Source organism: Microbacterium neungamense (assembly GCF_024971095.1).
Taxonomy (GTDB): domain Bacteria; phylum Actinomycetota; class Actinomycetes; order Actinomycetales; family Microbacteriaceae; genus Microbacterium; species Microbacterium neungamense.
Map to the genome: position 1 here is coordinate 973,746 of NZ_CP069717.1, position 24,480 is coordinate 998,225.

At 72.4% G+C, this 24,480-nt stretch carries 20 protein-coding genes and 1 pseudogene; 17 read left to right on the forward strand and 4 right to left on the reverse strand.

Annotated elements, in window-relative coordinates; all coding sequences use genetic code 11:
* Positions 1-123: 123 nt before the first annotated feature.
* The gene (locus tag JSY13_RS04600) at positions 124-1,542 is read right to left on the reverse strand and encodes an RNB domain-containing ribonuclease (RefSeq protein ID WP_259607852.1); all 1,419 of its coding nucleotides are present in this window, start codon (positions 1,540-1,542) and stop codon (positions 124-126) included.
* Positions 1,543-1,701: 159 nt separating this feature from the next.
* On the opposite strand from JSY13_RS04600, the gene JSY13_RS04605 reads away from it, so the two are divergent.
* Positions 1,702-3,459 (forward strand): proline--tRNA ligase, encoded by a 1,758-nt coding sequence (locus JSY13_RS04605; RefSeq protein WP_259607853.1) that lies wholly within the window; start codon positions 1,702-1,704, stop codon positions 3,457-3,459.
* A gap of 20 nt (positions 3,460-3,479) precedes the next feature.
* Here JSY13_RS04605 and JSY13_RS04610 read toward each other — a convergent pair whose 3' ends face one another.
* The gene (locus JSY13_RS04610) at positions 3,480-3,866 is read right to left on the reverse strand and encodes a hypothetical protein (RefSeq protein WP_259607854.1); all 387 of its coding nucleotides are present in this window, start codon (positions 3,864-3,866) and stop codon (positions 3,480-3,482) included.
* Between the two features lie 1,019 nt (positions 3,867-4,885).
* Between JSY13_RS04610 and JSY13_RS04615 the strand changes: the two genes are divergently transcribed.
* The 9 genes and pseudogenes from JSY13_RS04615 to JSY13_RS04655 all read left to right on the forward strand — a co-directional run bounded on the left by JSY13_RS04615 (position 4,886) and on the right by JSY13_RS04655 (position 15,425).
* Positions 4,886-5,053, forward strand: coding sequence for a LuxR C-terminal-related transcriptional regulator (locus tag JSY13_RS04615; protein ID WP_259607855.1), 168 nt, complete (start codon positions 4,886-4,888; stop codon positions 5,051-5,053).
* Positions 5,054-5,095: 42 nt separating this feature from the next.
* On the forward strand, positions 5,096-6,130 hold the full coding sequence (locus JSY13_RS04620) for an LOG family protein (protein WP_259607856.1): 1,035 nt from the start codon (positions 5,096-5,098) through the stop codon (positions 6,128-6,130).
* Positions 6,131-6,227: 97 nt separating this feature from the next.
* A pseudogene (locus tag JSY13_RS04625) lies at positions 6,228-8,293 on the forward strand (PhoX family protein).
* Positions 8,294-8,502: 209 nt separating this feature from the next.
* Positions 8,503-9,486: a transcription termination factor NusA gene (nusA, locus tag JSY13_RS04630; protein ID WP_259607857.1), complete on the forward strand. Its 984-nt coding sequence runs from the start codon at positions 8,503-8,505 to the stop codon at positions 9,484-9,486.
* 35 nt (positions 9,487-9,521) lie between these two features.
* The gene (locus JSY13_RS04635) at positions 9,522-9,812 is read left to right on the forward strand and encodes a YlxR family protein (RefSeq protein WP_259607858.1); all 291 of its coding nucleotides are present in this window, start codon (positions 9,522-9,524) and stop codon (positions 9,810-9,812) included.
* A gap of 59 nt (positions 9,813-9,871) precedes the next feature.
* Positions 9,872-12,667, forward strand: a complete 2,796-nt coding sequence (gene infB, locus JSY13_RS04640) for a translation initiation factor IF-2 (protein ID WP_259607859.1) — start codon at positions 9,872-9,874, stop codon at positions 12,665-12,667.
* Between the two features lie 161 nt (positions 12,668-12,828).
* The gene (gene rbfA, locus JSY13_RS04645; protein WP_259607860.1) at positions 12,829-13,266 is read left to right on the forward strand and encodes a 30S ribosome-binding factor RbfA; all 438 of its coding nucleotides are present in this window, start codon (positions 12,829-12,831) and stop codon (positions 13,264-13,266) included.
* Between the two features lie 196 nt (positions 13,267-13,462).
* Positions 13,463-13,942 (forward strand): hypothetical protein, encoded by a 480-nt coding sequence (locus JSY13_RS04650; RefSeq protein ID WP_259607861.1) that lies wholly within the window; start codon positions 13,463-13,465, stop codon positions 13,940-13,942.
* Position 13,943: 1 nt separating this feature from the next.
* A complete protein-coding gene (locus tag JSY13_RS04655; RefSeq protein ID WP_259607862.1) occupies positions 13,944-15,425 on the forward strand; it encodes a multicopper oxidase family protein in 1,482 nt (493 codons plus the stop codon).
* A gap of 74 nt (positions 15,426-15,499) precedes the next feature.
* On the opposite strand, the gene JSY13_RS04660 is transcribed toward JSY13_RS04655, so the two are convergent.
* Positions 15,500-16,405 carry an HhH-GPD family protein gene (locus tag JSY13_RS04660; RefSeq protein ID WP_259607863.1) on the reverse strand — a complete coding sequence of 302 codons (906 nt, stop codon included), beginning with the start codon at positions 16,403-16,405 and terminating at the stop codon, positions 15,500-15,502.
* Positions 16,406-16,484: 79 nt separating this feature from the next.
* Between JSY13_RS04660 and truB the strand changes: the two genes are divergently transcribed.
* The 7 genes from truB to JSY13_RS04695 all read left to right on the forward strand — a co-directional run bounded on the left by truB (position 16,485) and on the right by JSY13_RS04695 (position 23,475).
* Positions 16,485-17,378 carry a tRNA pseudouridine(55) synthase TruB gene (gene truB, locus JSY13_RS04665; RefSeq protein ID WP_259607864.1) on the forward strand — a complete coding sequence of 298 codons (894 nt, stop codon included), beginning with the start codon at positions 16,485-16,487 and terminating at the stop codon, positions 17,376-17,378.
* A complete protein-coding gene (locus JSY13_RS04670; protein WP_259607865.1) occupies positions 17,375-17,743 on the forward strand; it encodes a hypothetical protein in 369 nt (122 codons plus the stop codon). The genes truB and JSY13_RS04670 overlap by 4 nt, the downstream gene beginning before the upstream one ends.
* Positions 17,744-17,861: 118 nt before the next feature.
* Complete coding sequence (locus JSY13_RS04675) at positions 17,862-18,254, forward strand: hypothetical protein (RefSeq protein ID WP_432806448.1); 393 nt, start codon at positions 17,862-17,864, stop codon at positions 18,252-18,254.
* The gene (locus JSY13_RS04680) at positions 18,251-19,234 is read left to right on the forward strand and encodes a bifunctional riboflavin kinase/FAD synthetase (protein WP_259607867.1); all 984 of its coding nucleotides are present in this window, start codon (positions 18,251-18,253) and stop codon (positions 19,232-19,234) included. Before JSY13_RS04675 ends, JSY13_RS04680 begins: the two co-directional genes overlap by 4 nt.
* A gap of 9 nt (positions 19,235-19,243) precedes the next feature.
* Positions 19,244-19,885 (forward strand): hypothetical protein, encoded by a 642-nt coding sequence (locus JSY13_RS04685; RefSeq protein ID WP_259607868.1) that lies wholly within the window; start codon positions 19,244-19,246, stop codon positions 19,883-19,885.
* 207 nt (positions 19,886-20,092) lie between these two features.
* Positions 20,093-22,240: a DEAD/DEAH box helicase gene (locus JSY13_RS04690; RefSeq protein ID WP_259607869.1), complete on the forward strand. Its 2,148-nt coding sequence runs from the start codon at positions 20,093-20,095 to the stop codon at positions 22,238-22,240.
* 206 nt (positions 22,241-22,446) lie between these two features.
* Complete coding sequence (locus JSY13_RS04695; protein WP_259607870.1) at positions 22,447-23,475, forward strand: ATP-dependent 6-phosphofructokinase; 1,029 nt, start codon at positions 22,447-22,449, stop codon at positions 23,473-23,475.
* Positions 23,476-23,607: 132 nt separating this feature from the next.
* Here JSY13_RS04695 and JSY13_RS04700 read toward each other — a convergent pair whose 3' ends face one another.
* Positions 23,608-24,390 (reverse strand): hypothetical protein, encoded by a 783-nt coding sequence (locus tag JSY13_RS04700; RefSeq protein ID WP_259607871.1) that lies wholly within the window; start codon positions 24,388-24,390, stop codon positions 23,608-23,610.
* Between the last annotated feature and the right edge of the window lie 90 nt (positions 24,391-24,480).

The following is a 24,480-nucleotide window of genomic DNA, read 5'->3' on the forward strand; positions in this document are numbered from 1 at the left end:
TTTCGTCTCGCTCCGGCTGCGCCGGTGCTCGCTCAACGACCGGGGGAGGGCGACCGGGGGTGCGCGGGGCGTTTCGTCTCGGTCGCGCTGCGCGCGTCCTCGCTCAACGACCGGGGCGTCCGGTCAGAGCTCGAAGTCGACGGTGCCGTTCGCGATGTCGGCGCGCACGAGGCGCAGCGACACCGTCTCGCCGGGGGCCGTCCCGTCCGGCACCGGAGCGGCCACGGTCACGGCGGGCTCGGCGAACTGCACACTCGCCCGGCCCTCGCCACGGGGCTCGATCACCGTCCCCTCCAGCCGCGAGCCCACCAGCGGCGTCAGCAGCGCCGCCTCGACCCGGTCGAGCGTCTCCGCGTTCAGCCGCGACGCCCGCTGCGCCGACGCCTCCATCAGCGCGGGCACCTCGGCGAGCGACCGGCGCACCCACTCGGGCACCGCCTGGCCCTGCGTCACGGCCAGGCAGATCGCCAGCGACCAGCGGTCGACCAGCCGACGCAGCGGCGCGGTCGCGTGCGCGTACGGCGCCGCGATCGCCGCCTGCACGGCGTCTTCGGGCGCCTCCCCGTCGAAGGCGAGGTATCCGGCCCCGCGGAACAGCGAGGCGGCCGCCTCGAGCACGGGCAGCGTCATCGGGTCGTTCCGGTCGAGGCTGCGCAGGTACTCGCCGTACCGCCCGCTGGTCCACGGCCGGCCGAGCGCCACGGTCCTCCGGCGGAACGTCTCGAACGCCTCCTCGCTGGGCTGCGGCATGGTCCGCAGCACGCCGATCCCCGCCTCCAGCATGAGCGCCGCCGCGGCCATCCCGGTCATCAGCGACAGCTGCGCGTTCCAGTCCTCGACCGGCAGCGGATGCCGACGCTGGATGCCGTACGTGCCGTCCGCGTCCTGCACGACCTCGGCATCCGGGATGTTCAGGCTGGCGCCGCCGCGGCGCCGCTCCTGCTCCTGACGCAGCGTGCCGATCTCGCGCAGCAGCGACAGCTGCCCGGCATCCCCGCGGTCGACTGCGACCTGCGCCGAGACGTAGTCCAGCTGCTCGCGAGAGCGGATCAGCGCGCGCTCCAGGCCGAATGCGGTCACCGCGCCGGCGTCGTCCAGGTCGAACGTCCACACCAGTGCGGGACGGTCGACGCCGGGCAGCAGGGACGCCCGGTCCTCGCTGAGCACTCGCGGATGCAGGGGGATCGTGCCGTCGGCGGCGTACAGGGTCTGCCCGCGCCGGCGCGCCTCGCGGTCCACGGCCCCCTCGGGGGTGACGAACCCCGGGACGTCCGCGATCGCGTAGCGCACGCGGTACCCGGCATCCGACCCCTCGAGGTGGAACGCCTGGTCGAGGTCCCGTGCGCCGGCCGGGTCGAGGGTCACGAACGGCACCTCGCGCAGGTCGCGGCCGGTCTCCGCCGGACGCGCCGCCTCCGCCTCGGCGAGGGCCTGCGCCGGGAACTCCTCCGGCGCATCGAGCGACTCCCGCAGAGCGGCGAGGGCGGCGGCCAGCTCGCTCTGCGCGGCGGACGGGGCGACGTGCGATCGGAGCTGAGGCATGACGCCAGCCTACGATCCGCTCCCGACGCGGACGGCGGATGCCCCGCGCCGAGGCACCCCGGGCATGCCGCACCGGGCATCCGCACCGGCAGCCCGCATCCCGGGCATCCGCACCCGCCGCCGTTCCGGCCGCCTCCCGCGCGTCACTAGAATCGACGGGTGGTCACTCGCCTAACGAACTTCTTCCTGCGCACGCTCCGTGAGGACCCCGCCGATGCGGAGGTCACCAGCCACCGGCTCCTGGTCCGGGCCGGCTACATCCGGCGCACCGCGCCGGGCATCTTCACCTGGCTGCCGCTGGGCCTGCGGGTGAAGGCGAGGCTCGAGCAGATCATCCGCGAGGAGATGGCCGCCGCCGGCGCGTTCGAGGTGCACTTCCCGGCCCTGCTGCCGCGCGACCCGTACGAGCAGTCCGGCCGGTGGGAGTCGTACGGTGACGGCATCTTCCGCCTGCAGGACCGCAAGGGCGCCGACTACCTGCTCGCGCCCACGCACGAGGAGATGTTCACCCTGCTGGTGAAGGACCTCTACTCCTCGTACAAGGACCTGCCGCTGACGATCTACCAGATCCAGGACAAGTACCGCGACGAGGCGCGTCCGCGAGCCGGGCTCCTCCGCGGCCGCGAGTTCACGATGAAGGACGCGTACTCCTTCGACGTCACGGATGCCGGGCTGGATGCCAGCTACCAGGCGCAGCGCGACGCCTACGAGCGCATCTTCCAGCGGCTCGGCCTCGAGTACGTCATCGTCGCGGCGGACAACGGTCTGATGGGCGGCGCCCGCAGCGAGGAGTTCCTGCACCCCACGCCGGTCGGCGAGGACACGTTCGTCCGCAGCGCCGGCGGCTACGCCGCCAACGTCGAGGCGTTCACCACGATCGCGCCCGAACCCATCGCGTGGGACGACGCGCCGGCCCCGGTCGTCTTCGACTCCCCGAACACGCCCACCATCGACACGCTCGTCGCGTACGCCAACGAGGTGCTCGAGGGGGAGTACACCGCCGCCGACACGCTGAAGAACGTCGTGCTCGCGCTCACCCACCTCGACGGCACCCGCGAGCTCGTCGTCGTCGGCATCCCCGGCGACCGCGAGGTCGACGAGAAGCGCGCCGAGGTCGCGTTCGCCCCTGCGGCGGTCGAGCCCGCGACGGATGCCGACTTCGAGCGCCACCCGCTGCTGGTGCGCGGCTACATCGGACCGTGGTCGGAGACCGGCCCGATCCTCGGGGAGGAGTCGGCCACCGGCATCCGCTACCTCGTCGACCCGCGCGTCGTCGACGGGACCCGCTGGATCACCGGCGCGAACATCGACGAGAAGCACGTGCACTCGCTCGTCGCGGGCCGCGACTTCGTCGCCGACGGCACCGTCGAGATCGCGAACGTCCGCGCCGGCGACCCGGCGCCGGACGGCTCCGGCCCGGTGGAGCTCGCCCGCGGCATGGAGATCGGCCACGTCTTCCAGCTCGGCCGCTTCTTCGCCGAGACGCTGGGCCTGAAGGTCCTCGACGAGAACGGCAAGCTCGCCACCGTCACGATGGGCTCGTACGGGATCGGCGTGACCCGGATCCTCGCGATCCTCGCCGAGCTGAACAATGACGAGAAGGGCCTGATCTGGCCGGCGTCCGTCGCTCCGTTCGACGTGCACGTGGTCGCGACCGGCAAGGACGAGCTCGCGTACGAGCTCGCCGAGCGCGTCTCCGCCGAGCTCGAGAGCGCCGGCCTCGACGTGCTCTACGACGACCGGCCCAAGGTGTCTCCCGGCGTGAAGTTCGGCGACGCCGAGCTCGTCGGCGTGCCGCGGATCCTCGTCGTCGGACGCGGTGCCGCGGACGGCCAGGTCGAGCTTTGGGACCGTCGCAGCGGCGACCGCGACACCCTGTCCGTCGAGGAAGCGGTGACGCGGCTGTCCGCCCGCTGAGGCGCAGCACCGGTCGCGGCTCAGTCCCGCGCCGGCCTGGCCCGCGCCGGCTTGGCCAGCAGCACTCCCGCGGTCGCGGCGACCGCGAACACGGCATCCGGCACCCACGTGCCGAGCGCCGCGACGTGCCGCACGAAGAAGCCCGGCAGCGCCCACAGCGCCCACCACAGCCGGGGTGCGGCCGGCAGGCTCCAGACGATCGCCGCGCCGAGCACGGCCGCGAGGCATCCGAACGAGGCGATCAGCACCACGGCCGCCGGCTCGAACGGGTCGTCGGCGAACGCGGTCGACGCGGCGATCATCGCGCAGAGCGCGAACAGCACGCTCAGAAGCACCTGACCGGTGCGGATGCGGACCCGCGGGCGGCGGTCGGCGGCGGGCGCGTGGGCGAGGGCGGTGGCGGACATGAGGACTCCTTCGATCGGGGACCGGATGCCGTGACGCTATGCCGTCGCACCGCCGCGCGGCACTGCGGCGACCGCAACAGGGGGTGCGGTCGACCGCATTTCTCCGGACGGATGCCGCGGAGGCCGCCCCGGACCGGCGCGGAGTGGTCATACTGAGCGGATGAAGCGGCGGAGGAAGCGCGATCCTGCTCGCCGGCCGGCAGCCGGCCGGGCGGCGACCACGTGGACCGCGGCCACCCTGGTGCCGGCGGCGCTCGCGCCGGCGGCCCTGGTCTTCGCCGGGGCGGTGGTCGGCGGCGTGGAGTCCGCGCTGCTCGTCCCGGCGCTGTTCGTGCTGGCCGGCCTCCTGGGTCCGCTGTGGCGGGCGGCCGACCTCAGCTGCCGTCTGCTCGTCGCGCTCGGGGCCGCGCACCTGCTGGCGTTCGCGGCGTCGGCGGCCGCACGGGTGATCCCCGCCGCGGCCGCGTGGTGGCATCTGCTGTCGCAGCTGCTCTTCGTCGCCGGGTTCGCGCTGCTGGTCGTCCTCGCCGCCGGCTATCCGGCGGGTCCTGTGCCGCGGCCCGCCTGGTCGGCGCTGGCCGCACTCGTCGTCCCGGTCGCCGCGGCCCTCGCCGGCCCCACGCCCGCCGTGCTCGGCGATGGCGAGTACGGTCCGATCGCGGCGGTCCTGCCGCCGTGGATCGCGACGGCCTCGGCCGTCGTCCTCGCACTGCCGCTGGTCGCCGCCGTGATCGCGATCGTCCGGTTCGTCCGCGACGGTCGCGACATCCGCGGGCGGCTCACGCTTCCGCTCGCGGCGCTCGCGCTCGTCGGGCTGCTGCTGGCCGCCGGCGCCGTGGTCTCCGGGGGTTTCGCGACGGCCGCCTTCCTCGCTGCCGGTCGCTCTGATCGCGGGGAGCCGCCCGGCCACGACGGCATCCGCCGGCGCCGCGAGGACCGGCATCGGCACCGCCGGTCTCGCCGCCGACGCCGAGGGGCTGGCGCGGCTCACGCCCCGCGAACGGGAGGTGCTCGCCCTGATGGCCGAGGGTCACGGGAACGCCGAGATCGGCCGGATGCTGCACATCTCGCTGTCCGCAGTGGAGAAGCACTCCACCGCGATCTTCACCAAGCTCGGCCTCGACCGCTCCGGCGGCAGCCACCGGCGCGTCGCGGCCGTGGTGGCGTATCTGCGCGGCATCCGCTGACCGCTGCACCCCGCGAGCGGCCTCGCGTGACAGGCTGGGGACATGACTGATGCATCCCTGCCGGAGGGTCTCCGCCGCGACGTGACCGCACTGCTCGACGACGCGGGCATCCGATCCGATCGGGCCCTGGTGGCGCGGATGCTGCAGACCGGCCTGATGCTCGGGATCGAGCACACCGACCGGCTCGACCTGAAGATCGCGTCCGCGGCGCTCAGCGAGATGCGGGATGCGTTCCGGCTGTTCCGGCCGTTCCACGACGTGCCCAAGGTGACCGTCTTCGGGTCCGCGCGCACCCGCCACGACGACCCGCTCTACCTGCAGGCCCGCGACGTCGCCGCTGCGCTCGCCGCGGACGGCTGGATGGTCGTCACGGGCGCCGGTCCCGGGATCATGCAGGCGGCCGCCGAGGGCGCCGGGGCGCAGATGTCGCTCGGCGTGTCGATCCGGCTGCCGTTCGAGGAGAAGGCGAACTCGATCGTCGCCGAGAACGCCCAGGTCGTCTCGATGAAGTACTTCTTCACCCGCAAGCTCATGCTGATGAAGGAGTCCCGCGGGTTCATCTGCCTGCCGGGCGGATTCGGCACCCTGGACGAGATGTTCGAGCTGCTCACCCTGCAGCAGACCGGCAAGGCCGAGCCGATGCCGATCGTGCTGCTCGACGCGCCCGGCGGCGGATTCTGGGAGGGCCTGCGCCGCTTCGTCCAGGAGCAGATGGTGCCGGCCGGGGTGATCTCCCCGGACGATCTCGACCGCGTGCTGGTCACGGACTCCGTCGAGCGCGCGGTCGCCGAGGTGACCGGGTTCTGGCGCAACTACGACTCGCTGCGCTGGGTGGGGGACCAGCTCGTCCTCCGTCTCGTGCACGAGCCCACGGATGCCGACATCGCGGCCCTCAACGAGCGGTTCGCGGACATGCTGGCGGACGGCTCGATCGCCCGCAGCGGCCCGCTCCCGGTGGAGCGGTCGGACGGGGACGCCGTGGAGCTGCCGCGCCTGGTGCTCACCCTCAAGCAGCGCGCGGTGGGATCGCTGCACACGCTGATCCGCGCGATCAACGAGCTGCCCTCGGCACGCTGAGCGAGAGTTCAGGCGGCGATCACGCGCCGGTCACCTCGGGGGAGGAACCTGCCGCATGCACGACCCGCGCATGCACGACCCGCCCCTGGAGGAACCGATGCCCCTGATCGACAACATCCGCCGCAGCCTGCCGCTGGTGGCCACCGGCGCCGACCACGCGCGCGGCAAGCGCTCGCCGGTGACCTGCGCGCTGAAGTGCGCGAGCGCCTGCCTCGGCCCGGAGTGCAACACCTCCGACAACGAGCACTTCCGCTCCATCGCCTCCGCGGTCTTCTCGCGGCGCGCCCTGCTCGGACTCGGCGTCACCGGTGCCGTCGCCGCCGTCGTCGGCGTCGGGCGCGGCACCCCGACCTCCGCTCCTGCCGCGGCGGGCGCCGCCGGCGCGGGCGCGTCGTTCGGCCGCCCCGGCACGGCCGGCCTCGCCTTCGAGGCCATCCCGCCGGTCCCGGCCACGATCGATGCGGTCTCGGTGCCCGCCGGATACACCTGGAAGCCGATCATCCGCTGGGGCGACCGGCTGTTCTCCGACGCGCCGGTCTTCGACATCGACGCCCAGACCCCCGAGGCGCAGGCCCGCCAGTTCGGCTACAACTGCGACTACCTCGACATCCTCGCCGACCCGAGCGGCAAGACCGGCGTGCTCGTGAACAACCACGAGTACGTCAACCCGAACCTGATGTTCCCGGCCACCACCGACCCGGCCGAGCTGCGTCGCCGCGGCGACATCTACAAGGCCGCGCAGGGCATGTCGGTGTTGGAGATCCGCCGCGACCGGGTCGGCGACCCGTGGCAGTACGTCGTGGACGGCAAGCGCAACCGCCGCATCACGGTGGAGACCGTGTTCGAGCTGACCGGACCGGCTGCCGGGTCCGACCTGGTGAAGACAGCCGCCGACCCGGAGGGTCGCTGGGTGCACGGCACGCTCGGCAACTGCGCCGGCGGCACCACGCCGTGGGGCACCGTCCTCTCCGGCGAGGAGAACTTCAACGGCTACTTCGCCTGGGCCGCGGACACGCCCGAGCAGAAGCGCTACAGCGGCTCCAGCACGAGCGCCACCTCGACCGGGTGGGAGACGTACGATCCGCGCTTCGACGCCCACGACCCCGGCTACGTGAACGAGCCGAACCGCTTCGGCTACATCGTCGAGATCGATCCGCAGGATCCCACCTCGACGCCGCGCAAGCACACCGCGATGGGCCGGTTCAAGCACGAGGGTGCGAATGTGCACGTCGCCGAGGACGGCCGCGTCGTCGCGTACATGGGCGACGATGAGCGCAACGACTACCTCTACAAGTTCGTGTCGAAGAACCGCATCTCCGGCTCGCGCAAGAAGAACCTGACCCTGCTCAGCGAGGGCGACCTGTACGTGGCGCGGTTCCGCGGCAACTCGCCGGCATCCGAGATCGACGGCTCCGGCGCGCTGCCCTCCGACGGCGCCTTCGACGGCACGGGGGAGTGGATCGCGCTCACCCGCAACGGCGAGAGCGCGATGCCCGGGTTCACCACCGAGCAGGTGCTGGTGTACACGCGTCTCGCCGCGGATGCGGTCGGCGCCACCAAGATGGACCGCCCGGAGGACGTCCAGCCGCACCCGCAGACCGGCCGCGTCTACGTGGCGCTCACGAACAACACCCGCCGCACCGTGGCCGACGAGGCGAACCCGGTCACCGGCAACCGCTACGGCCACATCCTGGAGATCACCGAGACCGCCGGCCAGGCGGGGAGACGTTCGGCTGGAGCGTGCTGATGCTGTGCGGCGACCCGGCGTCCTTCGAGCACGCCTACTTCGCCGGCTTCCCGAAGGAGCTGGTCTCGCCGATCTCCTGCCCGGACAACGTCGCCTTCGACTCCGAGGGCAACCTGTGGATCTCCACCGACGGCGCGCCGAGCACCATCGGGCGCAACGACGGCCTGTTCAAGGTGCCGCTCGAGGGCGAGCACCGCGGGCACGTGCAGCAGTTCCTCGCCGTCCCGCGGGACGCCGAGACCTGCGGCCCGGTGATCCACGACCGTGAGGGCCTGGTGTTCGTCGCCGTGCAGCACCCCGGCGAGGACGGCGAGTTCGGCGCCCCGCGCTCGCTGTTCCCCGACTACGGCTCCACCGCCCCCGGCGACGTGCCGGACGCGCCCCGGCCGTCCGTGGTGCAGGTGTACCGCGGCTGATCCGCATGACACGAGGCGGGGCCGCCGTCGGGCGGGCCCCGCCTCGTCCTGCACGCCCAGGGCCCGCGAACGAACCCGGGCGCCACTCCGCCGGTCCCGCGTGATCGGCGCAGCGCCGGCGGCTGCTCCGCGCCCCCCCGCGTCGGCTATCCTGTACGGATGCCCGCGGGGAAGTCTGCCCGCGGTGAGAGCTGAATAGGGAGGCCGCTATGGACATCGAACTGGGGCTGCTGCGCGGGATCGAGAAGGAGAAGGAGATCCCCTTCGACGAACTCGTCGCGATCATCGAGCAGGCCGTTCTGACGGCATACGGCAAGCACGTCTCCGCCGAGGGAACCGTCCCCGAGGGCGTCCGTGTCGAACTCGACCGCAAGACCGGGCACGTCGCCGTGCTGCAGCCGGTGCGCGACGAGGACGGCGCGATCATCGGCGAGGAGGAGACCACTCCCGAGGACTTCGGCCGCATCGCCGCCTACGCCGCCAAGCAGGTCATCAGCCAGCGCCTGCGCGACCTCGCCGACGACGCCGTGCTCGGCGAGTTCCGCGGCAAGGAGGGCGACATCGTCGCGGGCGTCGTGCAGCAGGGCCCCAACCCGCGGATGATCCACGTCGACCTCGGCTCGGTCGAGGCGATCCTGCCTCCCGAGGAGCAGGTCCCCGGCGAGGAGTACACCCACGGGTCGCGCCTGCGCGTGTACGTCACCAGCGTCGCCAAGGGCGCCAAGGGCCCGTCGATCACGGTCTCCCGCACGCATCCCGGCCTGGTGCGCAAGCTGTTCGCGCTCGAGGTGCCGGAGATCGCCGGCGGTCTCGTCGAGATCGTCTCGCTCGCCCGCGAGGCGGGCCACCGCACCAAGATCGCGGTGCGCGCGAACGACCCCTCCGTCAACGCCAAGGGCGCCTGCATCGGCGAGATGGGCCGCCGCGTCCGCGCCGTGACCGAGGAGCTCGCCGGCGAGAAGATCGACATCGTCGACTACAGCCCGGATCTGGCGACCTTCGTCGCGAACGCCCTGTCACCGGCCAAGGTGAGCAGCGCCTTCGTGCTGGACGCCGGCACGAAGGCGGTCCGCGCCCTGGTGCCCGACTACCAGCTGTCGCTCGCCATCGGCAAGGAAGGGCAGAACGCCCGCCTGGCCGCGAAGCTCACCGGCGCCAAGATCGACATCCAGCCCGACAGCGTGATGGAGTGAGGCGCTGAGACCGGGGCGCAGCTTCGAGGTGTAGGATGGAACCCGTACGAACGTGCGTCGGCTGTCGCCTGCGCGCTCCCCGCTCCGCCCTGATCAGGGTGGTCGCCGTCAACGGAGAGCTCGTCCTGGACGAGCGCGCCGTGATGCCGGGCCGGGGAGCGTGGCTACATCCGACGCCCGGATGCCTGGAGGCCGCGCTGCGGCGCCGGGCTTTCGCACGAGCACTCCGTGTGTCTCCGCCGCTCGATTTCCCCGAGGGCGAGGACATGCAGACCATCGAGAAACGGCTGAACGGCTATGGAAACAAAGTGAACGGCTCGAAATGAGACCCGTCCGCGACTAATGGTCTGCCCTGTCTGGGCCGACCGACCCAGACAGGAGAATTGTGGCTGCCAAACCACGTGTACACGAGATCGCCGCTGAGCTCGGCGTCGACAGCAAGTTCGCGCTCGCCAAGCTCAAGGAGCTCGGCGAGTTCGTGAAGAGCCCGTCCTCGACCATCGAGCCGCCGGTGGCGCGCAAGCTGCGTGCGGCGATCGAGGCGGACCCGGCGGCGAAGCCCGCCGCCGCGAAGGCGGAGTCCAAGCCCGCCCCGAAGACCCAGGGTGCCGCGAAGCCCGCGACCTCGACCCCCGGGCCCAAGCCCGGCCCGGCGAAGCCCGCCGCTCCGGCCGCCCCGGAGGCGCCGGCAGCCTCGGCGGCACCGGCTCCCGCAGCCGGCGCTCCGGCGGCCCCCGCGGCGAAGCCCGCCGCACCGGCCCCCGGCCCGGCCGCCCCCGCGCCGAAGCCCGGCTCCGCCGCGCCCAAGCCCGGCGGCAACGCCCCGAAGCCCGGTGGCGGCGCTCCGCGTCCCGGCGCCCCGCGTCCGGGCAACAATCCGTTCTCGTCGGCGCAGGGCATGGGCCAGCGTCCGGCTGGACCGCGTCCTGGTAACAACCCGTTCTCCTCGCAGCAGGGCATGGGCCAGCGCCCGACGCCGGGCAACATCCCGCGTCCGCAGGCCCCGCGTCCCGGCTCGCCCCGCATCGGCGCTCCGCGTCCGGGCGGACCGGGTCGTCCCGGCGGCGCTCGCGGCGGCCAGGGCGGTCGCCCCGGCGCGCCGTTCCAGCAGCGCTCCGGCGGTCCGGGTCGTCCCGGCGGCGCCGGCACCGGCGGCGGCTTCCAGCGTCCCGGCGGCGGTGGCGGCTTCGCCGGCCGTCCCGGCGGTGGCCGTGGCCGCGGTCCCGGCGGCGGCACGGCTGGCGCGTTCGGCAAGGGCGGCGGCAAGAGCAAGCAGCGCAAGTCGCGGCGGGCGAAGCGCCAGGAATTCGAGATGCGGGACGCCCCGGTCGTCGGCGGCGTCAACGTCCAGAAGGGCAACGGCGAGATCATCCGGATGCGCCGTGGCGCCTCCATCGCCGACTTCGCGGACAAGATCGAGGCGCTGACCGGCTACACCGTGCAGCCCGGCACCCTCGTCACGATCCTCTTCAACCTCGGTGAGATGGCCACCGCGACCGAGTCGCTGGACGAGGCCACCTTCGAGGTCCTCGGCGCCGAGCTGGGCTACAAGGTCCAGATCGTCTCGCCCGAGGACGAGGACAAGGAGCTCCTCGAGGGCTTCGGTCTCAACCTGGAGCAGGAGCTCGAGGAGGAGAACGAGGAGGACCTCGAGATCCGCCCGCCGGTGGTGACCGTGATGGGTCACGTCGACCACGGTAAGACCCGCCTGCTGGACGCGATCCGCCAGACCAACGTCATCGAGGGCGAGGCCGGCGGCATCACCCAGCACATCGGTGCGTACCAGGTGTGGACCGAGCACGAGGGCATCGAGCGCGCGATCACCTTCATCGACACCCCGGGTCACGAGGCGTTCACCGCCATGCGCGCCCGTGGTGCGCAGGTGACCGACCTCGCGATCCTGGTGGTCGCCGCCGACGACGGCATCATGCCGCAGACGGTGGAGGCCCTGAACCACGCCCAGGCGGCCGGTGTGCCGATCGTGGTCGCGGTCAACAAGGTCGACAAGCCCGAGGCCAACCCGGCCAAGGTGCGCCAGCAGCTGACCGAGTACGGCCTGGTGGCCGAGGAGTACGGCGGCGACGTCATGTTCGTCGACGTGTCCGCGCGTCAGGGCACCGGCATCCAGGAGCTCCTGGACGCCGTGCTGCTCACCGCCGACGCCGGTCTGGACCTCACCGCCAACCCGAACAAGGCGGCACGCGGTGTGGCCATCGAGGCGAAGCTCGACAAGGGCCGCGGCGCCGTGGCGACCGTGCTGATCCAGTCCGGCACCCTGCGCGTCGGCGACGCGATCGTCGCCGGCACGGCGTACGGTCGCGTCCGCGCCATGCTCGACGAGAACGGCGAGGCCGTCGAGGCCGCCGCCCCGTCGCGCCCGGTGCAGGTGCAGGGTCTGAACTCGGTGCCCCGCGCCGGCGACGTGTTCATCGTCACCGACGAGGACCGCACCGCGCGTCAGATCGCCGAGAAGCGCGAGGCCGTGGAGCGCAACGCGCAGCTGGCGAAGGCTCGCAAGCGCATCTCGCTCGAGGACTTCACCCGCGCTCTGGAAGAGGGCAAGGTCGAGACGCTCAACCTCATCATCAAGGGCGACGTGTCCGGTGCCGTCGAGGCGCTGGAGGAGTCGCTGCTCAAGATCGAGGTCGACGACTCGGTCCAGCTGCGGATCATCCACCGCGGGGTGGGTGCGATCACCGAGTCCGACGTGAACCTCGCGACGATCGACAACGCGATCATCGTGGGCTTCAACGTCCGCCCCGACACCAAGGCCCGTGAGGCCGCGGCGCGCGAGGGCGTGGACATCCGGTTCTACTCGGTCATCTACAACGCGATCGACGAGATCGAGAACTCTCTCAAGGGCATGCTCAAGCCGGAGTTCGAAGAGGTCCAGTCCGGTGTCGCCGAGATCCGCGAGGTGTTCCGCTCCTCGAAGTTCGGCAACATCGCGGGCTGCATCGTCCGCTCCGGCACGATCACCCGCAACGCCAAGGCCCGCGTCATCCGCGACGGCGTCGTCATCGCCGATGGCCTCGCCATCGAGTCGCTGCGCCGCTTCAAGGACGACGTGACCGAGGTCCGGACGGACTTCGAGTGCGGTATCGGCCTGGGCAAGTACAACGACATCCAGATCGGCGACGAGATCGAGACCACGGAACTGGTCGAGAAGCCTCGCGGCTGATCTGACGGCTGCTCCGGCGGCTGCCTTCCCATCGCTCGCAGAGCGGGGGCCCCGCCCGCTTCGCGGGCACCCCGATGCTCGCGCCGGGAAGGCAGCCGCCTCCGCACGTTCCGGCCCGTCGTCGCTGTACTGTGCGGGGTAAGTAGGAAAGAGGTAGGAAGATGGCTGGAGAACGACAGGCACGGCTCGCGGACCGCATCCGCGTGATCCTCGCCGAGCGTCTGGAGAAGGGCCTGCGCGACCCGCGGCTCGGCTTCGTGACGATCACCGACGTCCGGGTCTCCGGCGACCTGCAGCACGCCTCCGTGTTCTACACGGTCCTCGGCAGCGAGGAGGAGCGCATCGCCAGCGGCGCCGCGCTCACCTCCGCGACCGGGATGCTGCGCCGCGAGGTGGGCCGTCAGCTGAACGTGCGCCTCGTCCCGACGCTGGAGTTCATCCCGGATGCCCTGCCCGAGACGGCCGATCACATCGCCGATCTGCTGCGGCAGGCGCGCGAGCGGGATGAGGAGGTCGCCCGCCTGGCATCCGCGGCGACCCACGCCGGCGACGCCGACCCGTACCGTCGCGACGACGACGAGGACGACGACGAGCGCTGACCACCCTCCCGCGGCGTTTCCGACCGCGTAGAACGGCCCCAGCCGGGCGCGAATCACTCGAACGGGAAGTCCCCGTTCAGATCGTATTTCCGTACTTTCGGGCAAACAGTTGACACGCGTAGACTCGGCGGAGTGTACTTGGCATGTCCCTCCGCACGGTCGCGGAGGGGGGACCGGCGGATGCTCCGGCCGGCCGATGAACCTGGGGGTCATCGTGCGAACTGCTTATCGTGTGCTCGCGTATCTCGTGTGTGCGCTCGTCGCCGTGCAGGCGGCCAGCCACGCGTGGGCGTCGGCCGGCCTGGCGGCCTACATCTTCGGCGGAGGGACGATCGATCCCAGCGCCGCGGCGCCGCCGCCCGTGCCGGAGTTCCTGGGCCTCATGATCCACGGCATGAACGGGATGTACGTCATCCCGCTGGTGTCGATCGTGCTGCTCATCCTGTCGTTCTTCGTCAAGGCGCCCAAGGCGGTCGCGTTCGCCGTGGCGATCGTGCTGCTGGTGGGTCTGCAGGTGACGCTCGGCATCCTCGGGCACGGCCTGACGTTCCTCGCCCTGCTGCACGGCCTGAACGCCCTGGTCCTCTTCGGCACCGCGCTCACCGCCGGCACCGTCGTCGGCCGGCGGCCGCTGGTCGAGCGCGCGGCCGCGGAACCGGTCTCCGCGACGGTCTGACATGCCGGCGGCCGAGGGCATCCGCTCCCGCACGGCACTGATCGCGCGGGTCATCGCGCTCGGGCTGCTGGCTCTGCTCCTCATCGTGCTGGGGACGATGTGGTGGCAGAGCCTGCGGCCCGGAGCGTACGCCGTCACGGCGGCGGCGGGCCACGGCGCTCACGGCGGGGGACCCGTGAGCGTCGTGGATCTCGTCACCGATCCAGAACGGCCCGCCGACGTCGCCGTCGACCTGGTGGCCCGCACCGAGACCGTGCGGATCGCCGGCGGCAGGGCGTTCACCGGGAACACCCTGAACGGCAGCACGCCGGGGCCCGTGATCCGAGCGCGGCAGGGCGACCTGGTCGAGGTGCGGCTTCGGAACGAGGACGTGCCGGAGGGGATCACCCTGCACTGGCACGGCGTCGACGTGCCCGCCGCGATGGACGGGGTGGCCGGCGTCACACAGGACGCGATCGCGCCCGGCGAGAGCTTCGTGTACCGCTTCATCGCCGACCGGGCGGGCACCTACTGGTACCACTCGCACCAGGTGTCGCACCGCCAGGTCATCGCCGGCCTCTACGGTGCGCTGGTGATCGATCCTGCTGCCGGTGCGGAGCCGGACGTGACCGAGGTGGTCGCCGCCGCACACACCTACCCGGACGGCATCCGCTCGCTCGGGGACGCCGGACGCGAGCTGCGAGCGGATGCCGAGCCCGGAGACCGGGTCCGCGTCCGGGTGATCAACACCGACAACGCGCCGATCTCGGTGTGGGCGTCCGTGCCGTTCCTCGTCCGCGCCGTCGACGGCACCGAGGTGAACCGGCCGACGCCGGTGGAGGGGGAGCGGGTGCTGATCACCGCCGGCGGCCGCGTCGACGTCGAGGTGCGGATGCCGCGCAGCGGCGGGGTGCGCGTGCACGTGCCCGGGGCATCCGTGCTGCTCGGGGAGGACGCCGCAGCGGCTCCGCAGCCGCAGCGTCAGCTCGACCTGCTGCACTACGGTTCACTGCACTACGGTTCACCGGAGGGGGCGGGCGCCATGCCTGCCGGCTTCGACCCGGCGCACCCCGACCGCGACTTCCGCTACGAGATCGGCCGGCTCCCCGGCTTCCTGGACGGGCGCCCCGGTCTGTGGTGGACGGTCAACGGCCGCACCGGCACGGACGCCGCGATGTTCCCCGTCAGAGAGGGGGATGTGGTGCGGGTGACGATCTCGAACGCCAGTGGGGAGGTGCATCCGATGCACCTGCACGGCCACCACGTGCTGGTGCTCTCCCGCAACGGCGTCGCCGCGACGGGCAGCCCGTGGTGGGTCGACTCGCTGAACGTGGAACACGGCGAGACCTACGAGATCGCGTTCCTCGCCGACAACCCCGGCATCTGGATGGACCACTGCCACAACCTGCCGCACGCGGCCGAGGGCCTCGTCGCGCATGTGGTGTACGACGGGGTCTCCACGCCGTTCCTGCTCGGCCACGACACCGGCAACGTGCCGGAGTGACGCACGCCGGAGCGGCGCTGGCGGAACCACCCGTGCCGGCGCGGCGCCTGCCGGAACCACCCGTGCCGGCGCGTTCAGCGCGGCAGCCGCAGCATCCCGTCGGCCGCCTCGAGCAGCCCGTCGGCGATGAGGGAGTCGATCGCCCGGTCGCGCTGCGCCGGGTCCGGCCAGTCCGCGGCGACGGCATCCGCCGGCATCCGGTGCCCGTCCGCGTGCCGCAGCGCGCGCAGCACCGCGCCGCGCGCCTGCCGGTGCGAGCCCTCGTAGCGCGCCTGACGCCGCCGGGTGTCCCCGGTGTCGGGGCGGCCGGCCGCGACCCAGGCGCAGCCGCCGCGCAGCGGGCACGCCTCGCACCGTGGCGCGCGGGCGACGCAGACCGTGGCGCCCAGCTCCATCGCCGCGGCGTTCACGACGGCGGATTCGGCCGCACCAGCCGGCAGCAGCGCCGCCATGGCGTGCAGGTCGCGCGGCGACGGGGGAGCGGGCTGCGAAAGGCCGGCGAGGGCGCGCGCGAGCACGCGACGCGTGTTGGTGTCGACGACGGGATGCCGGTCGCCGTACGCGAACACCGCGACCGCGCGCGCCGTGTAGTCGCCGATCCCGGGCAGGGCGAGCAGTACGGGCACCTCCCGGGGGACGACGCCGCCGTGGCGCTCGGTGATCGCGGTCGCCGCGCGGTGCAGCCACAGCGCCCGCCGCGGATACCCGAGGTTCGCCCACTGCTGCACCACATCGGCCGGCGTGGCGGCGGCCAAGGCCGCCGGCGTCGGCCACCGCCGGAGCCAGGCGTCCAGATGCGGGATCACGCGGGTCACCGGGGTCTGCTGCAGCATGAACTCGCTGACCAGCACGCCCCACGCGCCGTAGCGCTCGTGGAAGGCGGGCCGCCGCCACGGCAGATCGCGCGCGTTCGCGGCGTACCATTCCCGCAGCGCGTCCGCGATGCCGGAGGCGGTTCCGGCGACGGTCGTGGCGGGCATCCGGCCAGCATAATCGCGCAGACGGGAGCCCGTGGGCGCACGGCCCTCCCGTGGAGCCGGGGCCGCGTAGGCTGAACGGGTGGTATCGCCCGGCATCCTCCTCGTCGACAAACCCGGCGGACTGACCAGTCACGACGTGGTCGCCCGCACGCGCCGCGCCTTCGGGACGCGCAAGGTGGGGCACGCCGGCACCCTCGACCCCATGGCGACCGGGCTGCTGGTCATCGGCATCGAGGGTGCGACTCGCCTGCTCACCTACATCGTCGGCGCGGACAAGACGTACACCGCGACCATCCGCCTTGGTCAGCGCACCACGACCGACGACGCGGACGGCCAGATCCTGGCGCAGGCGGATGCCGGCGCCTGGGCCTGCGTCGACGAGAACCGCATCGCCGCCGGCGTCGCCGCCCTCACCGGGGCGATCGCGCAGGTGCCCAGCGCCGTCTCGGCGATCAAGGTCGACGGCCGTCGCGCGTACGACCGGGTCCGCGCCGGCGAGGACGTGCAGCTCGCCGCGCGCCGCGTCACCGTCCGCAGGTTCCAGGTGCTCGCCGACCGGCCCGGGGACGGCATCCGCGATCTCGACGTCATCGTCGACTGCTCCTCCGGCACCTACATCCGCGCCCTCGCCCGCGACCTCGGCGACGCGCTCGGCGTCGGCGGGCACCTCACCGCGCTGCGGCGCACCCGCGTGGGCGGGTTCGACGTGGCATCGGCCGTCGGCATCGACGAGCTGGCCGGCGCCGTGCCGCTGACGCCGGCCGAGGCCGCCCGCCGCGTCATGCCCGTGCTGGAGGTGGACGCCGAGGAGGCGCGGGACCTGCGCCACGGCAAGCGCCTGATCGGCCAGGCCGGCCGGCTGGTCGCCGCCGAGGTCGCCGCGATCGACCCGGAGGGTCTGCTCGTGGGTGTCGTGGAGGCGCGCGGGAAGGACATCAAGAGCGCGATGAACATGCCGGAGGGGGAGCGATGATCCTGTGGTTCACGATCGTGCAGATCGCAGTGGCCTGCGCCGCCGGGCTGTTCTGCACCGTCGCGGGACTGGCGGGCCGGCGTCCCAGCGACTACACGGTCGGCAGCCTCGCGGTCGTCGAGCTGCTCCTGATCGTGCAGATCGTCGTCGCGATCGTCGCGCCGCTCGCCGGCAACCCGCCCACCGGCGACCTGCTCGAGTTCTGGGTCTACCTCGTCTCTGCCGCCCTGCTGCCGGTGGGCGGCGTGCTCTGGGCGCTGCTCGAGCGCAGCCGCTGGAGCACGGTGATCCTCGGCGTGGTCGCCTTCGCACTGGCGATCATGCTGTGGCGGATGCAGGTGATCTGGACCGTGCAGATCGCCTGAGACCGCCCCGCGCCGGCATCCGCCGCGGCGGCGCCCCCGACCCGGCGGGCGCCGTCCCGGGTCCGCCGCCGGGCCTAGGATGGAACACGCAATGTCCCACACACTCACGCGGACCCGGATGACGGGCATCGGGCGCGTCCTCGTCATCGTCTACGCCGTGATGGCGCTCGCCGCGACCGGGCGCAGCTTCGTGCAGATCGTGCGGCGCTTCGAGGAGGCGCCACTGGCGTACACGCTCTCCGCCGTCGCCGCCGTCGTCTACATCCTCGCCACGCTGGCGCTCGTGCTCGCCGGCCGTCGCGGCTGGTACGCGGTGGCCTGGACGGCGATCGTGTTCGAGCTGACCGGCGTCCTCGTGGTGGGCACCCTGAGCCTCACCATGCCCCAGCTGTTCGCGCACGACAGCGTGTGGTCCGCCTTCGGGATGGGCTACCTGTTCGTGCCGCTGGTGCTCCCCGTCTTCGGACTGTGGTGGCTGCGCACGCACCGTCCCGCGGAGGTGACGGCGTGATCGTCTTCCGCGCCCCCGGCGAGATCCCGGCGGACTTCGGGCGCACCGTCGTCGCCATCGGCAAGTTCGACGGCGTGCACCTCGGACATCAGGCCGTGATCCGGCGGATGCGCGAGCTGGCATCCCGGCACGGAGCGCGCTCGGTCGCGGTCACCTTCGACCGCAACCCGCTCGCGGTGATCCGCCCCGACCGCTGCCCGGAGAACCTCGTCGACGTCGATCGCAAGATCGCCCTGCTCGGGGAGCACGATCCCGACGCCACCCTGCTGCTCACCTTCGACGAGCAGCTGGCCTCCCGGACCGCGGAGGAGTTCGTGGCGGACATCCTCGTCGCCGCGCTGCGCGCGTGCGCCGTGCTCGTCGGCCACGACTTCCGCTTCGGTCGCGGCGGCGCCGGCAGTCCCGAACTGCTGGGGGAACTGGGCGCGGCGCACGACTTCGAGGTCGAGGTCGTCGAGGACGTGTACCTGCCCGGCTCCGACCGCCGCGTCTCATCCACCTGGATCCGGGAGCTGCTCGCCGAAGGCGACGTCGCCGGTGCGGCGCGCCTGCTCGGCCGTCCGGTGGACGTGACCGGCGAGGTCGTGCACGGGCTCAAGCGCGGCCGCGAGCTGGGCTTCCCGACCGCGAACCTGTCCGAGACCGTCGACGCTCTGGTCCCCGCGGACGGCGTGTACGCCGGATGGCTGCGCGATCACGACTCCGGCATCCGGCATCCGGCCGCGATCTCGGTCGGCACGAACCCGACCTTCGACGACGTCGCCCGCCGCCAGGTCGAGGCGCACGTCCTCGGCGCCGACGACCTCGACCTGTACGGGCACCGGGTGACCGTCGAGTTCACCGAGCACCTGCGCGGAATGGTCGCGTTCGCCGACATGGACGCCCTGCGTGAGCAGATCGCCGACGACGTCGCCGCCGCCTTTGCCGTGCTCTCCCGGGAAGAGCCGCAGAACGACCCCGGACGCCGCCCCCCGGCTTAGGATCAGGGCATGTCCCGCCGTCGCGTCGCCGCGGTCGCCTTCGCCGCGCTCCTCCTTCTTCCCGCCGTGAGCGGCTGCGCACCAGGCCCGGGACCGACCGCGGACCCGGCATCCCCGCCCGCATCCGCGCCGCCGACCTCGGCGTCGCCGTCGCCGGATGCGACCCCGACCGACGACGCGACCGACGACGCGGCCGACGACATCGCCCTGCCGGAGTCCTGCGAGGACGTCTTCAGCAACGAGCTCACCGCGCGGATGCTCGACGCCGGTCAGCAGCTGAACGACCCGTCCCTCACCATGCCGTCCACGGAGCTGCCGGCCGGGCAGGCGCTGCTGGAGAGCGTCCCCCGGCTGCACTGCACCTGGGGCGCCGCCTCCGAGGTCGGCGCCGCAACCGACGTCGCCCTCGTCGACGAGGCGCAGGCCGCGCAGCTGCAGCAGGCGTTCGCCGCGGAGGGATACGAATGCGCGGACCTGCCGGAGGACCCCGCGCAGACCCGGTGCGCGATGCACCAGGTGTTCGAGGGCGAGCTGCCCGGGGAGCTCGGCGAGATCCACGTGTTCCGGGCGAACGCGTGGCTGTCCACCCGCTGGCTGAATCTGGACATGACCGGGTACGCCGACGACATGGTCGCCCAGCTCTGGAGGTGACGTCGCCCGGCGTCGGGCGAGGCGGTTCCGCTGGCATCTTCCGGCATCCGGCGACGTGATGGCGTAGAATCGGGCGTGGGCTCCCGCAGTCACGCATGCCGAGATGCGCGCGCGCAGCCCCGCCATCCGTGACGTTCCGGCACGCGCCGCGCACGGAAGAGCCATGTTCGCCGGTCACAGGCGACGGATACTCAGCTCAGGAGGAGCATGCCGAGCACGGCAACCGCCGCACCGCGGCGCAGGAAGACGTCCCGTCACGACGACGAAGCCCCGCTCATCCCGATCCTCGCGCGCAAGGTGCGCGAGATCGAGGCGAAGGCGCAGCGGGGGAAGCTCGGACCCACCAACCGGGTGAAGTTCCAGGTCGTCGCGTTCCTGGTGCGCGAGGAGCGCGCCCGGGTGAAGGCGGACGGCGAGCTGTCCGACGCCTCGCGCGTCGAGCTGCTGAAGCGCCTGGACGGGGTCGCCACGATCCTGGCCAAGACCGCCGCCCGCGACACCTCGCTGATCCAGCTGCTGGAGGCCGACCAGGCCACCAGCCCGGTCGCCAAGCGGATGCGCCGGGACTGGCTGCTGGAGTCCGGCGCCGAGCTGCCGCCCGAGGAGCTCATCATCACCGACAGCGCGCCGATCCAGACGCCGGTCGTGCCGGCGGCGCTGGCCGAGCGTCAGGTGACCCCGCCGTCGGTGGAGGCCCGCCAGCTCGCCAACCCGTTCCTGGAGCCGGACCTCACCCCGCGCCCGGCGGCGGTGCCCCGGCGCCGCCTGGACGGCTGGGAGCTGATGGGTCCGCTGTACAAGGCGTTCGAGATGGGCGCCGGCGGCGGATCCGCCACAATGGAGCTGCCGCCCACCCCGGAGTTCGACCACGTGTCCCCGAAGGGCCTCGAGGTGATGGCGCATCAGGCGCGCTTCCTCGAGGCGGTCCGCGCCGGCCACCGCACCTTCCTGCTCGCGGACGAGCCGGGTCTGGGCAAGACGGCGCAGTCCGCGCTCGCGGCATCCGTCGCCGGCGCGTACCCGCTGCTGGCCGTCGTGCCGAACGTGGTGAAGATGAACTGGGCGCGCGAGGTGGAGCGGTGGACGCCGCAGCGCTGCGCCACCGTGATCCAGGGCGACGGCGACGACATCGACGCGTTCGCGGACGTGTTCATCGTCAACTACGAGATCCTCGACCGGCACCTTTCCTGGCTCGGATCGATCGGGCTGAAGGGCATGGTCGTCGACGAGGCCCACTTCATCAAGAACCTCTCCTCGCAGCGCTCGCAGAACGTGCTCGCGCTCGCCGCCCGCATCCGGGAGCGCACCCGCAACCCGCTGATGATGGCGCTGACGGGCACCCCGCTGATCAACGACGTCGAGGACTTCGACGCCATCTGGCGGTTCCTCGGCTGGACGAACGGTGAGAAGCCGGGCCCCGAGCTGATGGAGAAGCTGGATGCCACCGGGCTCACCCCGGCCGACAAGGCGTTCTACCCGGCGGCTCGCGACGCGGTGATCTCCATGGGCATCGTGCGACGCAAGAAGAAGGACGTCGCGGCCGATCTGCCCGACAAGCTCATCGCAGACCTGCCGGTGCAGCTCGACGACGAGTACGGGCGCAGCATCCGTCAGGCCGAGCGCGAGCTGGGCGAGCGGATGGCGGCGAAGTACCGCCGCATCATCGAGGCGCGCGGCGAGCGTCCCGACCGCGTGGTGCGGCACGGCGAGGTCGACGAGGACATCCTCCGTCTCGTTGCGCACAACGAGCTCGAGGAGTCGAAGACCGCCGGCACCGGCGGGGACAACGTGTTCACGATGGTCCGCCGCATCGGCCAGGCCAAGGCGCAGCTCGCCGCGGACTACGCCGCGCAGCTGCAGCGCTCGGTCGGCAAGGTGGTGTTCTTCGCCAAGCACATCGACGTCATGGACCAGGCCGAGGCGCACTTCGCGGCATCCGGCATCAAGGCCGTGTCGATCCGCGGCGACCAGACCACGCCGGTCCGGCAGCTGGCCATCGACGCGTTCAACACCGATCCCGAGGTCGGCATCGCGGTCTGCTCGCTCACCGCGGCCGGCGTCGGCGTCAACCTGCAGGCGGCCTCGAACGTCGTGCTGTCCGAGTTGAGCTGGACCGCCGCGGAGCAGACGCAGGCGATCGACCGGGTGCACCGGATCGGGCAGGACGAGCCGGTGACGGCGTGGCGGATCATCGCGGCGCACACGATCGACACGAAGATCGCCGAGCTCATCGACCAGAAGCAGGGGCTCGCCGGCCGTGCGCTGGACGGCGAGGAGATCGAGGCAGGCAGCACCGAGTCGGTGCAGATGGCCGCGCTGATGCACCTGCTGCGCGAGGCGCTCGGCGCCGCCTGAATCGACAAGCGTTAAGAATCGAGGTTCTTCCCGGGATTCCGGGCGGAGAATCGCGCGGAAACGCGAGGAACCGTGATCTGGCGCCGATCGGGGCGCAAGATCGCGTGTTTTCGACGTCATCGAATGGTGCTCGCGGGCCCCTCGGCGCTAGGGTCGACTCAGGCAGCGTCGCCTTTCCCCTCCACCCGAAGCACGAAGGCAGCAGCATGAAGATCGGCATCCTCACGAGCGGCGGCGACTGCCCCGGCCTCAACGCGGTGATCCGCGGCGTCGTCCTCAAGGGCACCACCACGTACGAGCTCGAGTTCGTCGGCATCCGCGACGGATGGCGCGGCGTCGTCGACGGCGACTTCTTCCCGCTGACCCGCCACGAGGTGAAGGGCCTGTCGAAGGTGGGCGGCACCATCCTCGGCACCAGCCGCACCAACCCGTGCGAGGGGCCGCGCGGGGGAGCGGAGCGCATCGCGAAGACGCTCGCGGCGCACGGCATCGACGGGATCGTCGCGATCGGCGGCGAGGGCACGCTGGCCGCGGCCGACCGGCTCTCGAAGGACGGCATCAAGGTGCTCGGCGTGCCGAAGACGATCGACAACGACCTGCGCGCGACCGACTACTCCTTCGGCTTCGACACCGCCGTGAACATCGCCACCGACGCCATGGACCGGCTGCGCACCACCGGCGACTCGCACCAGCGCTGCATGGTCGCCGAGGTGATGGGACGTCACGTCGGCTGGATCGCTTTGCACGCCGGCATGGCCGCGGGAGCGCACGCCATCTGCATCCCCGAGGTGCCGATGTCGATCGAGGAGATCTGCGATCTCGTCACCAGCGCGCACGACCGGGGGCGGGCGCCGCTCGTGGTCGTGTCCGAGGGCTTCAAGCTCAAGGGCATGGACGAGGCGTACAGCGACAAGGGGCTGGACGCGTTCAACCGGCCGCGCCTGGGCGGGATCAGCGAGATCCTCGCCCCCGAGATCGAGCGCATCACCGGGATCGAGACCCGCTCCACCGTGCTCGGCCACATCCAGCGCGGCGGCTCGCCGTCCGCCTTCGACCGGGTGCTGGCCACCCGGCTCGGCCTGCACACCGCCGACGCCCTCGTCGACGAGGCGTGGGGGCAGATGGTGGCGCTGCGGGGCACCGACATCGTCCGCGTCCCGTTCGCCGAGGCGCTCGGCGAGCTGAACACGGTGCCGCTGTACCGGTACGAGGAGGCCGCGGCGCTGTTCGGGTGACGCCTGGCGCCGGGGTGTCACACCAGTGGCGGATCGCTCGGCAGGCATCCGACGTCTTGTGTGACGCGGGCGCGGCTGTGTCACCGAAGGGGCGGGACGGATGCTGTTCAGGCCGCACCTTCTGTGACACGGTCACGCGCCCGGCGTCCACCCGGCCGCGATGAGAGCGTTCGCGACTTTGCGGATGGCGACGCGAGGGTCGGGGCGCATGTGGTGGCTGAGGATGCGGACGTGCGCCCAGCCATTCGCACGGATGTCGTCCCAGCGGTCGGCGTCCCGGGCGAACTGCTTGTCGTCGTCGGCGTGCACCCGGCCGTCGTGTTCGACGCCCGTGCGGTAGCGCGGGTACGCGAGATCCAGGCGCGCCACGAACCGGCCGTCCGTCGTGCGGAGGTCGAGGTTCAGCTCCGGTTCGGGCAGACCGGCCCGCACGAGCATCAGGCGCAGGCGCGTCTCCTCCGCCGTCTCGGCGCCCGGGCGGATCTCCGCCAGCGCCCGGCGCAGGATGCCACCGGCGACGTCGCCGGCCTCATCGACCTCGCGCTTCAGGTCGTCGATCGTGAGCAGGCGCCGCTTCGGAAGGATCAGGAAGTCGCCCGCGGCGATCACGTCGTCCAACGCCCACGTCGTCGCCGCCTGGCGCCACATCCGCGCGGGATGCTCGATCGGCAGGCCGTTCACGCGGAAGCGTGCGGGGGGACGCCGCTGCAGCCTATGCCCGACCACCTCCTTCCGTCTCGGCTCTCCGGCCGGCCTCCGGGCCGATACGTGCAGTTCGAGCTGCTGCGCTGACGTGTAGGGAAGCGGGGCGCCGATCAGGGCGAGGCCCGTCTCGTGGCTGTAGAACTGGTCGGGAGTCAGCGCCGGAGCGAAGGCACTGGTCTTCTCGAGCAGCTCCCGTCGCAGCCGCTGCATCCGCTGGGAGGGGGATTCGCCTTGCGGCGGCGATTCCGGCTCGCGCCTCGCTGTCCGCACACCCCGAGTGGGGCTGTCCAGGTCGCGGGC